The organism is Blastococcus sp. PRF04-17 (genome assembly GCF_023016265.1).
Classification (GTDB): domain Bacteria; phylum Actinomycetota; class Actinomycetes; order Mycobacteriales; family Geodermatophilaceae; genus Blastococcus_B.
Map to the genome: position 1 here is coordinate 2,266,926 of NZ_CP095412.1, position 13,736 is coordinate 2,280,661.

At 71.9% G+C, this 13,736-nt stretch carries 16 protein-coding genes; 15 read left to right on the forward strand and 1 reads right to left on the reverse strand.

The features are described 5' to 3' along the window. Positions 1-60: 60 nt before the first annotated feature. Positions 61-546 (reverse strand): flagellar protein FlgN, encoded by a 486-nt coding sequence (locus MVA48_RS11535; protein ID WP_246988951.1) that lies wholly within the window; start codon positions 544-546, stop codon positions 61-63. A gap of 176 nt (positions 547-722) precedes the next feature. On the opposite strand from MVA48_RS11535, the gene MVA48_RS11540 reads away from it, so the two are divergent. From MVA48_RS11540 to MVA48_RS11615, 15 genes are all read left to right on the forward strand, one after another. Continuing rightward, positions 723-1,688: a sigma-70 family RNA polymerase sigma factor gene (locus tag MVA48_RS11540; protein WP_246988953.1), complete on the forward strand. Its 966-nt coding sequence runs from the start codon at positions 723-725 to the stop codon at positions 1,686-1,688. Positions 1,689-2,011: 323 nt separating this feature from the next. Beyond that, the gene (locus MVA48_RS11545; protein WP_246988955.1) at positions 2,012-2,284 is read left to right on the forward strand and encodes a flagellin; all 273 of its coding nucleotides are present in this window, start codon (positions 2,012-2,014) and stop codon (positions 2,282-2,284) included. Between the two features lie 132 nt (positions 2,285-2,416). After that, on the forward strand, positions 2,417-3,676 hold the full coding sequence (locus tag MVA48_RS23765) for a flagellin N-terminal helical domain-containing protein (RefSeq protein WP_305852315.1): 1,260 nt from the start codon (positions 2,417-2,419) through the stop codon (positions 3,674-3,676). Between the two features lie 114 nt (positions 3,677-3,790). Beyond that, positions 3,791-5,188, forward strand: a complete 1,398-nt coding sequence (fliD, locus tag MVA48_RS11560; protein ID WP_246988958.1) for a flagellar filament capping protein FliD — start codon at positions 3,791-3,793, stop codon at positions 5,186-5,188. Positions 5,189-5,236: 48 nt separating this feature from the next. Next, positions 5,237-5,623: a flagellar export chaperone FliS gene (gene fliS, locus MVA48_RS11565; protein ID WP_246988960.1), complete on the forward strand. Its 387-nt coding sequence runs from the start codon at positions 5,237-5,239 to the stop codon at positions 5,621-5,623. Then, a complete protein-coding gene (locus MVA48_RS11570; RefSeq protein ID WP_246988962.1) occupies positions 5,620-5,988 on the forward strand; it encodes a hypothetical protein in 369 nt (122 codons plus the stop codon). Before fliS ends, MVA48_RS11570 begins: the two co-directional genes overlap by 4 nt. A 372-nt stretch (positions 5,989-6,360) precedes the next feature. After that, a complete protein-coding gene (locus MVA48_RS11575; protein WP_246988965.1) occupies positions 6,361-6,708 on the forward strand; it encodes a flagellar basal body rod protein FlgB in 348 nt (115 codons plus the stop codon). A 1-nt stretch (position 6,709) separates the two neighbouring features. Beyond that, entirely contained in the window at positions 6,710-7,114 is a 405-nt protein-coding gene (flgC, locus tag MVA48_RS11580; protein ID WP_246988968.1) for a flagellar basal body rod protein FlgC, read from the forward strand. Between the two features lie 2 nt (positions 7,115-7,116). Next, a complete protein-coding gene (gene fliE / locus MVA48_RS11585; RefSeq protein WP_246988970.1) occupies positions 7,117-7,431 on the forward strand; it encodes a flagellar hook-basal body complex protein FliE in 315 nt (104 codons plus the stop codon). Then, on the forward strand, positions 7,431-9,023 hold the full coding sequence (fliF, locus tag MVA48_RS11590; protein WP_246988972.1) for a flagellar basal-body MS-ring/collar protein FliF: 1,593 nt from the start codon (positions 7,431-7,433) through the stop codon (positions 9,021-9,023). The genes fliE and fliF overlap by 1 nt, the downstream gene beginning before the upstream one ends. Positions 9,024-9,060: 37 nt before the next feature. Next, on the forward strand, positions 9,061-10,134 hold the full coding sequence (gene fliG, locus MVA48_RS11595) for a flagellar motor switch protein FliG (RefSeq protein ID WP_246988974.1): 1,074 nt from the start codon (positions 9,061-9,063) through the stop codon (positions 10,132-10,134). Further along, on the forward strand, positions 10,118-10,903 hold the full coding sequence (locus MVA48_RS11600; protein ID WP_246988976.1) for a FliH/SctL family protein: 786 nt from the start codon (positions 10,118-10,120) through the stop codon (positions 10,901-10,903). The genes fliG and MVA48_RS11600 overlap by 17 nt, the downstream gene beginning before the upstream one ends. Continuing rightward, positions 10,900-12,210 (forward strand): FliI/YscN family ATPase, encoded by a 1,311-nt coding sequence (locus tag MVA48_RS11605; RefSeq protein WP_246988978.1) that lies wholly within the window; start codon positions 10,900-10,902, stop codon positions 12,208-12,210. The genes MVA48_RS11600 and MVA48_RS11605 overlap by 4 nt, the downstream gene beginning before the upstream one ends. Beyond that, a complete protein-coding gene (locus MVA48_RS11610) occupies positions 12,207-12,665 on the forward strand; it encodes a flagellar export protein FliJ (RefSeq protein WP_246988980.1) in 459 nt (152 codons plus the stop codon). Before MVA48_RS11605 ends, MVA48_RS11610 begins: the two co-directional genes overlap by 4 nt. Beyond that, positions 12,653-13,591 carry a transglycosylase SLT domain-containing protein gene (locus MVA48_RS11615; RefSeq protein WP_246988982.1) on the forward strand — a complete coding sequence of 313 codons (939 nt, stop codon included), beginning with the start codon at positions 12,653-12,655 and terminating at the stop codon, positions 13,589-13,591. Before MVA48_RS11610 ends, MVA48_RS11615 begins: the two co-directional genes overlap by 13 nt. Positions 13,592-13,736 lie beyond the last annotated feature (145 nt).

Sequence of the window (13,736 nt, forward strand, 5' to 3'; positions counted from 1 at the left end):
TGGCGCTCGTCGCCTGCGTTCGCACCGCTCCGGTGCCCATCGGTGAACTCGCGAGCTCGTTCACAGTGCGCCGTCCAGCGTCACGGCCCGGTGGGAGCCGTCGTCGGTGCGACCGGTCGAGCCGTAGGTGCCGGCCGAGGGGGCCTTGGTCTGCACCAGGGCGTCCCCGATGGCGGCCAGGCCGCCCTCGATGAGCTCGCGGTTGGTGTCGGAGAGGCTGCGCAGGTCGGTCACCAGGACCAGCAGCGCCTCGTGGTGCTTGGCGAAGAGGTCGTTCCACGGGGCGGGGGCGGCGTCGGACACCTGGCGCAGCGACGGGTCGGCGCCGATGCCGAGCTGGACGGCGATCGCCTCGGTGGCGGCGGCCCGCTCGACCTCCAGCGTGCGCAGCTGCTCGAGGACCACCTCGATCTCGTGCGCGATCCGCGCCAGCCACCGCGTCTTCCCGGTGAGGATGAGGTACTGCTTCTCCTCCGCCTTGAACAGCAGCAGGTCCAGGAGCTCCTGCTCCCGCCACAGCAATGTCGACAGGTGCTGGTAGTCCACGTGTCCACCGCCCTTCCGTCGTCCGGCGCCCATCCGTCTCCGGGGCGCCTTCGTCGCTGCTGCCATCGGCACCCCGCGGAGGGGCCTCAAGCCGAAGCGGGAAGACGTGCTCGAGTTCGGAAGGAAATGTGCCGAGGGCGGTGCCGAGCGCCCCCGGGTCAGCCGAGAAGAAGGACGTGAGCCCAGCCCGTGCACCGGCGACCTCGCGGCCCCTGCGTCAGCGGCCGACGCATGAGCGGTCGCAACCACAGCGCCCAGCCACCGGTCGGACCCCGCACCTCGCGCGCACCCGCTCGCAGGAGGAGATCGACGCACTGGTCACCGAGCACCTGCCGCTGGCGTCGTTCGCGGTCAACGCCGTCGCCGCGCGCATCTCGCTGCCGGGGCACGTCAGCCGCGACGACCTCCTCTCCTGCGCTCACGTGGCGCTGGTCGAGGTGGCCAAGCGCTTCGACCCGTCGGCCGGCGCCTCGTTCGCGACGTACGCCCTGGCCCGGCTGCAGGGAGCCGTGCTCGACGAGCTGCGCTCCGGCGACTGGGCCAGCCGCTCGGTACGAGCCGCGGCCCGTCGCAGCGATGCCGCCGCCGACGCCCTGACGATCTCCCTGGGCCGACCGCCGTCCCGTGAGGAGCTCGCCACCAGCCTCGGCGTCCCGCGCAGCGAGCTGGACAACCTGCAGGTCGACGTCCACCGTGCCGTGATGGTGAGCATCGACGCCGAGGCCGGTCAGGACGGCTCGACGCTCGACCTGCCCGACACGGGTGAGTCCCCCGAGCGCGCCGTGCTGCGGGGCGAACGGGCTCGCTACCTCAACGACGCGATCCGGGCACTGCCGGACCGCCTCGACGAGGTCATCGAGCGCAATTTCTTCGGTGACGAATCACTGACCGACATCGCCCAAGACCTCGGTGTGACCCTTTCGCGGGTCTCGCAGATGCGAGCGCGTGCCCTGACCCTTCTGCACGCCGCGATGAGCGAGGTGTGGGACGGCAAGGCGGTTCCGGCCGACGGCGGTGTCCGCGCGCGCAACCAGCAGCGGTCCTACGTCGAGCGGGTCGCCAGGCGGGCGCCGACGCCCACGGCCCTCCCCCGGCAGCGCTCGGGCTGGCCGGTGGCCGGCGCCGCGGCGCAGACCGCCTGAGCGACGCCCCCGGACGAGAGCAACAGGGGCGGTCGGCGGTTCGACTTCATATCCACCTATGACGAGCTGTTTCGAGTGCCACGGACCGAGCGGTACCGCGGGACCGTCGACAGCGACGACCTGCTCGCCCAGCTCAACGCGGCGGCCACCGCCGCCCTCGGCCTCCCTACCGGGCCGTTCCGCACGCCCCCGGCCACGGACGCGCTCCAGTTCTACGTCCACGACGCCGTGCCTGGGTACACCGATTCCCTGGGGACGACGCGGAGCGACTCCCCGCGGACCTGGCCCGGGCCACACCGACCTTCGGCTCGACCAGCGGCTCGGTGAGCGCGATCGCGACGGTCTCCTGGGAGCGTGCGAACCTCGGCGCACTCCAGAACCGGTTCGAGCACACGATCGCCGAGCTGGAGGTGGCTGTCGAGAACCCGACCGCCTCGGAGAGCCGGGTCCGCGACGCCGACATGGCGCAGGAGAGGGTGATGTCCACCCGCAACGAGATCCTGGCCCCGGCCGGCACGGCGATGCTCGCGCAGGCCACATCGCCGTCCCGGAACGTCCTCGCGCTGCTGGGCAACACGAACGCCAGGGGCGGGTGAACGTGACCGAGAAATGGGCCGGTTCGCCTCAAGGTGGAGGCCCCGCCGCCGTAATACCCACCGAGACCTCTGCACGGCCCGCAGCACGGATGCAGCGGGACTCCGGCTAGACCCCATCCAAGGAGGAACATCATGGGTCTGCGCGTCAACAACAACATCGCGGCGATGAACGCGTACCGCAATCTGTCCGTCACCGACGGCCAGATGAGCAAGTCGCTCGAGAAGCTCTCCTCCGGGTTCCGCATCAACCGGGCCGCCGACGACGCGGCCGGGCTGGCGATCTCGGAGGGTCTGCGGTCGCAGATCGGTGGCCTGAAGGTCGCCGTCCGCAACACCCAGGACGGCATCTCGGTCGTGCAGACCGCTGAGGGTGCGCTCACCGAGACGCACAGCATCCTGCAGCGCATGCGCGACCTGTCGGTCCAGGCCGGCAACACCGGCGGCCTGAACACCGACGCCCAGGCGAACATCCAGTCGGAGATCGGCCAGCTCAAGGCCGAGCTGAACCGGATCGCCGGTGCCACCACGTTCAACGGCAAGAAGCTCCTCGACGGCAGCTTCCAGGCCCTCTTCCAGGTCGGCGCCAACGCCGGGGAGACCATCACGGTCAACATCGGCTCGCCCGGTTCGGGCATGGACGCCGCCGGCCTGGGTGTCTCCGGGGTCAACGTGACCGGTGTGGGTGCGTTCACCAACGGCGCCGCCGCGGCCGGCCGGGTCACCACGACCAACGCCGGTGCGGCCGCGGCCGGCTCGCTGCTGTTCACCGAGCTCGCCGCCGGCGACGACTACCTCGACGCCACCGGCGCCGTGGCCGTCGCCTCGTTCATGAAGCTCGACGGCACCATCAACTTCGGTGGCAAGAGCTTCGACCTCAGCTCGGTGGACTACAGCACCGCCACCACCGGTGCACAGGCCCGCACCCTGCTGAACAACGCCGCCCAGGCCGCCCTCGGCCTGACCACCGGCCCGTTCGCCGCCGGTACGGCCACCACCATCACCTTCAGCGTCACCGAGGCCGTCGCCGGCTTCACCGGCGCCAACGGTTACGCGCTGGGCACCTCCGCCCAGCAGATCGCCTCGGCCACCCCGACCTTCACCGCCGCCAGCGGTGCCACCGCGGCGATCACCGCCCTCGACGCCGCGATCAAGAAGGTGTCGACCCAGCGGGCCGACCTGGGTGCCATCCAGAACCGGTTCGACCACACCATCAACAACCTCAACGTCGCGGTGGAGAACCTGACCGCCTCGGAGAGCCGCATCCGCGACGCCGACATGGCCCAGGAGATGGTCCAGTTCACCCGGAACCAGATCCTGTCCCAGGCCGGCACCGCCATGCTCGCGCAGGCCAACCAGGCCTCGCAGGGCGTCCTGTCCCTGCTGCGCGGCTGAACGACCCGCACCTGAGCACTCGCGCGTAGCACCGCCCGGGCGAGGGGGAGGCCACCGGCCTCCCCCTCACCCGCACCCCCGATCCCGTCCCAGGAGGCTGCAGACCCCATGAGCATGAGCGTCGACGGCCTCATCAGCGGGATGGACACCACGTCCCTGATCAACCAGCTGCTCAAGGCGGAGGCCGGGACGCAGACCTCGCTGAAGACCCGGCTGAGCGCCACGCAGCTCGCCGCCTCGGCCTATCGGACCGTGAACACCACCATCGCCGCCGTGCGCGCCGCCGCGGAGGCGCTGACCACGACCGCGGTGACCGCCGGCCGCAAGGCGACCACCGACAGCAGCGCCGTCACCGCCAGCGCGACCACGTCCGCCGCGGCCGGGACCGCTCTCACGTTCACGCCCTCCGCGCTCGCCGCGACCCACACCGTCCTGAGCAACAGCCAGTGGACGACCACGACCGGCAGCGTCCGCGACCAGGAGCCGGCCTGGCCGATCCAGATCCGCAAGGCCGACGGCACCACCGTCGTCGGCACCATCGACGTCCCGCCGAGCGCCAGCCTGGCCGACGCCGTCACCGCCATCAACGCCACCGACTTCGGCGTGAAGGCCACGATCGTCAGCCTGAGCCCCACCGAGCACCGCCTCCAGCTGGTGAGCACGGCGTCCGGCGAGGCGGGCCGGTTCATCGTCAAGAGCGCCACCGAGTCCGAGGAGGCCGCCGGGTCAGGGTTCACCGCCCTGAGAACCGGCGCCGACGCCACGCTCGACTTCGGGAACGGCGTGCAGGCCAGGTCCGCCAGCAACACCTTCGCCGACCTGATGCCCGGCGTGTCGGTGACGATCTCGAAGGTCGACGGTTCCGCCGTCACCGTCTCCGTCGCCGCCGATTCCGAGGCGGTCGCCACCAAGATGCAGACGCTGGTCGACGCCGTGAACTCGGCACTGACCACGATCAGGACCTACACCAGCAGCGCACCGGGCAGCACCGCCGCCCTCAAGGGCGAGTACGCGGTGACGTCGATCGCCGGCCAGATCCTCGACGCCGCGTCCAAGGCGGTGGGCGCCGACGGGTCCCCGGCCAAGCTCGGCCTCGAGCTGACCAAGGACGGCAAGGTCACCTTCGACAGGGCCAAGTTCGGCACCGCGCTCAAGGACGACCCGGCGTTGGTGCAGCGCATGGTCGTCGGCACCGTGGCGAGCAACGGGCCGGACGGCGTGGTCGGCGGCACGGACGACGTCGCCGCGGTCCCGGGCCTGGTCGCCCGGCTCCTCGACGTGGCCAAGGCCGCCTCCGACAGCACCACCGGGTCGCTGGTGAATCTGGCCAACGGACAGGATTCGCTGGCCAAGGACTACACCGCCCGCATCGCCGACTGGGACCTGCGCCTGGCCAAGCGCAAGGAGACGCTGACCCGGCAGTTCACGGCCATGGAGACGGCCCTGAGCTCGCTGAAGAACCAGTCGACCTGGCTGGCCGGGCAGATCAACGCAATGCCCTCGCGGTCCTGATCTCGCTGACACCTGCACGCTCTTCCCCACGTTCCAGGAGACACCCCCATGAGTGCCGCATCCCTCCGCGCCCGCTACCTCGGCGACGCCGTCGCGACGAGCTCGCCGCAGCAGGTGCTGGTGATGCTGTACGACCGCCTCGCCCTGGACCTGGAGCGCGCGCAGAAGGCCGTGGCCGCCGGGGAGCGCGAGGCCGCGAGCGAGCAGCTGCAGCACGCGCAGGCCATCGTCCTCGAGTTGCTGTCGAGCCTGCAGGTCGACGCATGGGAGGGCGGACCGCGGCTGGCCGCGCTCTACAACTGGCTCATCGGCGAGCTCGTGCAGGCCAACGTCAAGCTGGACACCAACCGCATCTCCTCCTGCCGCCAGGTGGTCGAGCCGCTCCGCGACGCGTGGCGGCAGGCCGCGGCCTCACTGGCCGGCAGTACGCCGTGACCGGCCGACGACCCTTCGAGGGCGGGCGGGGAACCGGTCGCGAGACGCCGACGGTGAACTGGGCGGTCGTCCTCGACCACCTCGAGGGCGAGGTCCTGGCGGCCGAGCGGACGATGGCGCAGGGGCGCGCCGAGGAGATCGCCGCCTGGGGACGGCGCTCGGACGACTGGGTGCCGCCCTCCAACCTCGGCCCGGTGCCCGACGACCTGCGCGAGCGGGCCGCCCGGCTGCTGCAGCACCAGCTCGCCGTCGCCGAGGCGCTGATCGAGCGGATCACCCAGTCGCAGCGGCAGCGCGACGTCGCCGCACGGATGTCCTTCGGACCGCCGCGGCCGGTCGCGTCGTTCATCGACAAGGCGCTCTGAGCCGAGCCTCCAGCCAGTCCCCCACCCCGTCCGCCGGCGCACGCGCCGACGACGGGGTCTTTGTGCGTTCTCGCCCAGCGTCTGTCGCCGATACCGGACCGACGGGCGGAAGCTGCCAACTCAGCCGCCCCGGTAGACCGCGGGACACGGCGAGGTCACCGCTGGTCACACCGGCCACGCCGCTCCCGCCCGGCCCTGCTGTCCCTCGTGTGGGCGACGAGCGGTCAGTCCGCGAGGGCCGGGTGCCGATGAGTGGAGAGCACGGACAGCACCACATCGCCACGGATCGGCGGACCCCGCACTCGCTCGCGAGTGCCTTCCGCATACCCGGAGGTCGATCGTGTCCTGCTGCACCCGTCGGCGACCACTCCCGTGATCGGCGACATCACGCCTGCGGCGCTGCACGCCAGCCTCTCCGGCCTGGCTCAGCGCCAGCGCGTCACCGCCGACAACATCGCGAACGTCAACACGCCCGGCTTCCTGGCCGGCCGTGTGGACTTCGAGACATCGCTGCGCGGCGCCCTGAGCGGCGGTGACACCCCGGAGATCAACGGCGGCACGACCCTGCGTTCGCTGGAGCCGACCAACACCAACGGCAACAACGTGAACCTCGACGCGGAGACGCTGATCGCCACGGAGACCGGGCTGCGCTACCAGTTGGCGCTCAACGCCCTGGACGGCAAGTACAACTCGCTGCGCACGGCCCTCAGGACGTCCTGACATGGCCATCTTCGACACGTTCGGGATCTCCGGGTCCGGCCTCATGGTCCACCGCAAGTGGCTCGACGCCGTCTCGGACAACATCTCCAACATCAACACGGTGACCCGCACCAACGAGAACGCGTTCCAGGAGCGCTTCATCGTGGCGCAGTCGGTCGACTACGGGTCCGGCAACGGTGGCGTGCGGGTGGCGCGGGCCGAGTTCGGAGACGCCGAAGGCCGCATGGTCTACCAGCCCGACCACCCGCTGGCCGACGCCGACGGTTACGTCAAGTACCCGGACATCGACCTGTCCGACCAGATGACCCAGCTGATGATGGCTCAGCGTGGTTACCAGGCGAACCTCGCCGTGGTGGAGCGGGCGACCAGTGCCTACCAGGCTGCTCTGCAGCTCGGGAAGGGCTGACCATGACCTCCCCGATCGGCGGGATGCTGCCCGTCGGCGTCGGCGCCGTCAGCGGTGTCGCCGGCGCCACCGACGGAGTTCCGCAGGCCCAGGGGGCCGACGGCTTCGCGGCGGTGCTCGCCGCCTCGTTCGACAAATTGCAGGGCACCCAGGCTGCCGCCGACGAGCTCGCCGCCCAGGCGGCCACGGGCGACCTGCGCGACGTCCACGACTACATGATCGCGAGGAACGAGGCATCCCTCGCCACCGAGATGGTCGTGACCTTCAAGAACAAGGCCGTTGAGGCCTTCAACGAGATCATGAGGATGCCTGTCTGATGAAGTCGGCACTCGCCGGGACGATGGAGCGCGCCCGCTCCACGTTCTCCACGATCAGCCTGGGGCAGAAGGTCGTCATCGGCCTCCTGCTCGTCGGGCTGCTTGGCGGCGGGGTCTTCTTCTTCCGCTGGATCACCGCACCCACGCAGGCTCCGCTGTTCTCCAACCTCGCCTCCACCGACGCCTCGGCGATCGTCGACGAGCTCAACGCCCAGGGCGTCGCCTACGAGCTCACCGACGGCGGCCAGACGATCATGGTCGCGAAGGACAAGGTCTACGACCTGCGACTGGCCATGAGCGGCCAGGGCCTGCCGGCCGGCTCCGACACCGGCTACGCGCTGCTCGACGAGCAGGGCATCACCACCAGCGAGTTCCAGCAGCAGGTCTCCTACCAGCGGGCGCTCGAGGGAGAGCTGTCCAAGACGCTCAAGTCCATCGAGGGCGTCCGCTCCGCGATCGTCCACGTCGCGCTGCCGGAGGACGAGGTCTTCGTGACCGAGACGGCCAAGCCGACCGCGTCGGTGCTGCTCGACCTGGGGCCCGGCAAGTCGCTGTCGGGCGAGCAGGTCCAGGCGGTCATCAACCTGGTCTCCTCCAGCGTCCAGGACATGGACCCCGACCAGGTCACCGTGGCCGACTCGACGGGCCGGGTGCTCGCGGCCGCCGGAACCGGTGTGACGGCCGCGGCGGGCGACGCCCGCTCGCAGGTCGAGTCCGAGTACGAGGCGCGGCTGTCGGCCAGCGCGCAGAAGATCCTCGACTCGGTCGTCGGCCCCAACCGCTCCGTGGTGTCGGTGCGCGCCGACGTCGACCTCTCCCAGCGGGAGACCACGTCGGAGACGTTCACCTACGACCAGGGCACGCCGCCGGTCTCGGAGAGCACGACCACCGAGAGCTACACCGGCTCCGGCACCCCGGTGGGCGGCGTCCTCGGCCCGGAGAACATGCCCGACGCGGCCGCGAACGCCGGCGGCGGCGGCTCCACGTACAACAAGGAGTCGACGACCGCGAACAACGCCGTCGGCAAGACGACCGAGGTGGTGCAGGGCGCCCCCGGTGCGCTGAACCGGCTGACCGTGTCCGTCGTCATGGACGAGTCGGTCGCCGGCAACCTCAACCAGCAGCAGATGCGCGACCTGATGATGACCGCCGTCGGCCTGGACGAGGCCCGTGGCGACGACATCACCGTCGCTTCGCTGCCCTTCGACACCACCGCGGCCGACGCCGCCGCGGCGGAGATGGAGGCGGCCCGCGAGGCCGAGGCCGCCGAGCAGATGTGGTCGATGATCCGCACCGGCGGCATCGCGGCCGGCATCGCCCTCGTCGTCCTCGTCGTGTGGCTGCGCTCGCGTCGCCAGGTCGAGATCGAGGAGGAGTACGAGCCCCTCGAGCTCACCGACGACATGCTCGCCGAGCTCGACCGGATGCGGGTGCAGAGCGTCCGCGAGGAGGCCAAGCCCGACAACCGCGCCCTCGAGCTGGAGGCCGCCGAGCGGCAGAAGGTGCGCTCCGAGATCTCCACGATGGTCAGCGAGAAGCCCGACGAGGTCGCGGCCATGCTCCGCGGCTGGCTGAGCGAGAACAAGTCATGACCACCGGTCGTCGCAACGACTCCTGGAAGGAGGACGCATGAGCATCGCCGGCGTCGAGCAGCTCCTCGGGGGCGGGGGCAACCTCCCCGCCGTGGCCGCCCCGGCCCGAGCCGAGCTGCCCGGTCTGCGCAAGGCGGCCGTCTTCCTGGCCCAGATGTCGAAGGAGGAGGCGGGCGTCCTGCTGGCCAAGCTCCGGCCGCGCGAGGTCGAGTCGCTGACGCGGGAGCTGATGCGCCTGGGCTCGGTGGAGGTCGAGGACGTCGACGACGTCATGACCGAGTTCCACAGCCTGATGACCGCCCAGCACTTCATCGGCCGCGGTGGCGTCGACTTCGCGCGCGAGATCCTGGCGGCCGGCCTCGGCGAGGACAAGGCCGAAGGCATCCTGTCCCGGCTCAACGTCGTCTACACCGAGGTGCCGTTCGCCTCGCTGCGCAATGCCGACGTCCGTCAGCTCGTCACGTTCCTCAAGGACGAGCACGCGCAGATCATCGCGCTGGTGCTGGCGCACATGACCGCAGCGCAGTCGGCCGAGGTGCTGTCGGGTTTCGCGCCGGAGCTGCAGGCCGAGGTCGCGCACCGGATCGCGACGATGGACCGGACGTCGCCGGAGATGGTCCGCCTGGTCGAGGAGGAGCTGGGCCGCCGCATGGGCTCCCTCCTGGCGCACCAGGACATGACGACCGTGGGCGGCGTCGAGACGCTCGTCGAGATCATCAACCGCTCCGCGCGCCCCACCGAGCGCTCCATCCTCGAGTGGCTGGACAACACCGACCCGGAGCTCGCGGAGCAGGTCCGGTCGCAGATGTTCGTCTTCGAGGACATCGTCACCATCGACGACCGCTCCCTGCAGCAGGTGCTGCGCGAGGTCGAGGCCAACGACCTGGCCACCGCCCTGAAGGGGGTGCGTCCCGACGTCCGCGACAAGGTGGTGCGGAACCTCTCCGAGCGCGCTGCCGAGAACCTCAACGAGGAGATCGAGCTGCTCGGCCCGGTCCGCACGCGGACCGTCGAGGAGGCCCAGGCCAAGGTCGTCGGCATCATCCGCACGCTCGAGGAGCAGGGCGTCCTGACGCTGACGCGTGGACAGGACGATGAGTTCGTCGCGTGAGGGGGTCCTGCTCCGCGCCGGTGCGGCGGAGCGGGCAGTCCCCTACCGCGAGCAGGTCGCCGTCCCCGCGCAGCGGCCGGCGTCCGTGGCCCCGCCGGCGCTGCCCGTGGCCGAGCCCGAGCCGGCGTCGGAGCGCCGCTCGACCATCCGTCGCGCCGCCGACCAGCCGGTCAACGGCGGCGGGACGTCGTTCCGTCTCGGCGACGTCTACGCCGAGGAGCTGCAGCGGCTGCGCCGGCACGCGCACGCGGAAGGGTTCGCGGCCGGTCACGCCGAGGGCATGGCAGCGGCCGCGGCCGTCGTCGCCGAGACCGAGCGGCAGGCCGCCGAGCGGTTGGCCGACGTCCAGGCGCGGTGGGAACGGCGCGTGGCGTCGGCCACCGCTGCCCTGGGCGCGGCGGTGACCCGCTTCGACGAGGCGTCGCAGCCGCTGGCCGAGGAGGTCCGCGAGACGATCCTGGGCACGGTCCTCACCCTGGTCGAGGACCTCCTGGGACGCGAGCTGGCGCTCGCCGACGACCCGGTCATGGACGCCGTCCGCCGGGCGCTCGTGCTCGTGCCGTCCGACGCGGCGGCCGTCGTCCGCGTGCACCCCGACGACCTCGCCGAGATCCCCGCTGAGTCCCTCGCCGAGCTGCCGGCCAGCGTGCGGGTCGTCGGCGACCTCGGTGTCGAGCGGGCCGGCGCGGTGGTCGAGTCGGGTCCCCGCCGGATCGACGCGCAGATCGGCACCGCGCTCGAGCGCGTCCAGGCGGTGCTCACCTCGTGACGTTCCCACCGAACGTGCTGGTGCGCGCCCGGGCCGCGGCTCGGCCGCAGGTCACGGGCATCGTCACCGGCGCCATGGGCCTGACGCTCACCGTCGACGGGCTCACCGCCGCCGTCGGCGACCTGGTCGAGGTCAACCCCGGCGAGCGGCCACTGCTCGCCGAGGTGGTGGCCGTGGGCCGCGACCGGCTCACCTGCATGCCTCTGGGCAACCTGTCCGGTGTGCACGCCGGGGCGCCGGTACGGGCGACCGGCATGCCGTTGCAGGTGCCGGTCGGCGACGCGCTGCTGGGCCGGGTGCTCGACGGCCTCGGCCGGCCCGTCGACGGCGGGCCGGCGCTGGCCTCCCGCGTGTCGTTCGTCGACCTGTCCAGCGAGACGCCGCACGCGCTCAGCCGCGCCCGCGTCGAGCAGCCGCTGACGTTCGGCGTCCGCGCCCTGGACACGTTGGTGCCCTGCGGCAAGGGCCAGCGCCTGGGCATCTTCGCCGGCTCCGGCGTGGGCAAGTCCAGCCTGCTCGCGCAGATCACCCGCGGCACCGATGCCGACGTCCGTGTCATCGGGCTGATCGGCGAGCGTGGTCGCGAGGTCCGCGAGTTCCTCGAGGAGAACCTCGGCGCCGAGGGCATGGCGCGCACCGTCGTCGTCGTCGCCACCTCCGACGAGCCACCGCTGGTGCGGCTCAAGGCCGCGTTCGTCGCCACCCGGATCGCCGAGGCGTTCCGCGACCAGGGCCGCGACGTGCTCCTGCTGATGGACTCGATCACCCGGACCGCCATGGCCCAGCGCGAGGTCGGACTGTCGGCGGGAGAGCCCCCGGCCACCCGGGGCTATCCGCCGAGCGTCTTCGCGATGATGCCGCAGCTGCTGGAGAAGGCGGGGACCGGCGTCACCGGGTCGATCACCGGCCTCTACACCGTGCTGGTGGAGGGCGACGACCACAACGAGCCGATCGCCGACACCGCCCGGTCGATCCTCGACGGGCACATCGTGCTCACCCGCAAGCTCGCCACGACCGGCCACTTCCCGGCGATCGACGTCCTCGAGTCGATCTCCCGCGTCGCGACGGCCGTCGTCCCGCCCGCCCACATGGCCGACGCTCGCGAGGTGCGCCGCCTCATGGGTGCGCTGCGCGACGTCCGCGAGCTGATCGAGATCGGCGCCTACCAGACCGGCAGCGACGCTCTCGTCGACCGCGCCCGCCAGCTCGAGCCGGCGATCGAGTCCTTCCTGCAGCAGCCGATGGGTGAGTCGACCCCTGCGCCCGACGCGTGGGAGTGGCTGCAGCGGATCGTGAGGTCGGCATGAAGCGGGCCGCGTTCCGGCTGCAACCGGTGCTCGAACTGCGCCGCACCGAGGAGCGGGCCGCCGCGGCCGCCGCCGCGCAGGCGGCCAGCGCCGCCGCCGATGCCGACCGGCGCGCCACGGAGTACGAGACCAGTCTGGCCACGGCCCGGGTCCCCTCGTCCCTGGCCGGCGGCGCGTTCGTCGCCGCGATGTCGCTGCTGCGGACGGCGGCGACCGACGCCTCCGACGCCCGGGCCCTGGCGACCGCGTCGGCGGAGCAGGCCGAGCTCGTGCGTGCGCAGTGGACGGCTGCCGCCCAGCGGACGAAGGGGCTCGAGCGCCTCAAGGAGCGGCACCTGGCCGCCCTCCAGCACGCGGAGGACGTCGCCGAGGAGCGGGCCGTCGACGACCTGGTCACCGGCCGTGCCGGCCGGTCGACGCCGCCGGGCGACGGGGAGGTGCCGTGGACGGAGTGACCCAGGTCCAGGCCCGGATCGCGCAGATCCAGTCGCGGTTCGTGTTCCGCGCACCGTCCTCGGGCGACTGGACGTCCGCCGCGTCGGCCGCCGGTCTGACCCCGGCCGGCGAGATCCCGTCGTCGAGCCACGGCGGCACCGTGTCGGAGAGCGCGGTCGTCGCCGAGGCACACAAGTACCTCGGCGTCCCCTACCTGTGGGGCGGCACCGACCCGGCCAAGGGCCTGGACTGCTCCGGGTTCACCCAGCTGGTCTTCGGCAACCTGGGCATCGAGCTGCCCCGCACGTCGTCCCAGCAGGCCACGGCGGGCCGGGCGGTCGCCTCGATCCACGACGCCCGCCCCGGGGACCTCGTCTTCTTCGACCATTCGTCGTCACGTGCGGGCATCGACCACGTGGGCATCTACCTCGGCAACGGCAAGATGATCGCCGCGCCGCAGCCCGGCGAAGTCGTCAAGGTGCAGGACGTCGGCACCCCTGCCGTGATCCGGCGGGTCCTCCCGGAGCAGACCTTCGCCCTGCCGTCGGCCTCCGGCGGATCGCTCGCGGGCGTTCCCTACGCCGACCTCTTCCAGCGAGCGGGCAGCCGCTACGGGGTCGACGCGTCGCTGCTCGCGGCCGTCGCCTCGCAGGAGTCGAACTTCGACTCGCAGGCCGTCTCCTCCGCGGGCGCGCAGGGTCTGATGCAGTTCATGCCGGCCACGGCCAAGGGCCTGGGCGTCAACGCATTCGACCCCACCTCGTCGATCGACGGCGCCGCGCGGTACCTGAGCGACCTCACCCGGCAGTTCGGCTCCACGCCGCTCGCGCTGGCCGCCTACAACGCCGGCCCGGGAACCGTCAGCCGCTACGGCGGCATCCCGCCCTTTCCCGAGACCCAGAACTACGTCCGCGCCGTGATGAGCAAGGCGGAGGCCTACCGATGACCGCACCCGTGAGCCCGACCCTGCCCGGGGGCGGCCGACGCCGGCCCTCGGTTCCGGGGCCCGGAGCTCCAGCAGCGCAGCGCCGTTCGCATCGGCGCTGGACTCCGCGCTCGGCTCCGCCCGGTCGGCCGACCGGAGCACGGGC

Excerpts from the sequence above, each read along its gene's own strand:
- MVA48_RS11610 (WP_246988980.1), top strand. The coding sequence starts at position 12,207 with ATGAAGCGGGCCGCGTTCCGGCTGCAACCGGTGCTCGAACTGCGCCGC.
- fliG (WP_246988974.1), top strand. The coding sequence starts at position 9,061 with ATGAGCATCGCCGGCGTCGAGCAGCTCCTCGGGGGCGGGGGCAACCTC.
- fliE (WP_246988970.1), top strand. The coding sequence starts at position 7,117 with ATGACCTCCCCGATCGGCGGGATGCTGCCCGTCGGCGTCGGCGCCGTC.
- MVA48_RS11600 (WP_246988976.1), top strand. The coding sequence starts at position 10,118 with ATGAGTTCGTCGCGTGAGGGGGTCCTGCTCCGCGCCGGTGCGGCGGAG.
- fliD (WP_246988958.1), top strand. The coding sequence starts at position 3,791 with ATGAGCGTCGACGGCCTCATCAGCGGGATGGACACCACGTCCCTGATC.
- flgC (WP_246988968.1), top strand. The coding sequence starts at position 6,710 with ATGGCCATCTTCGACACGTTCGGGATCTCCGGGTCCGGCCTCATGGTC.
- fliF (WP_246988972.1), top strand. The coding sequence starts at position 7,431 with ATGAAGTCGGCACTCGCCGGGACGATGGAGCGCGCCCGCTCCACGTTC.
- MVA48_RS23765 (WP_305852315.1), top strand. The coding sequence starts at position 2,417 with ATGGGTCTGCGCGTCAACAACAACATCGCGGCGATGAACGCGTACCGC.
- fliS (WP_246988960.1), top strand. The coding sequence starts at position 5,237 with ATGAGTGCCGCATCCCTCCGCGCCCGCTACCTCGGCGACGCCGTCGCG.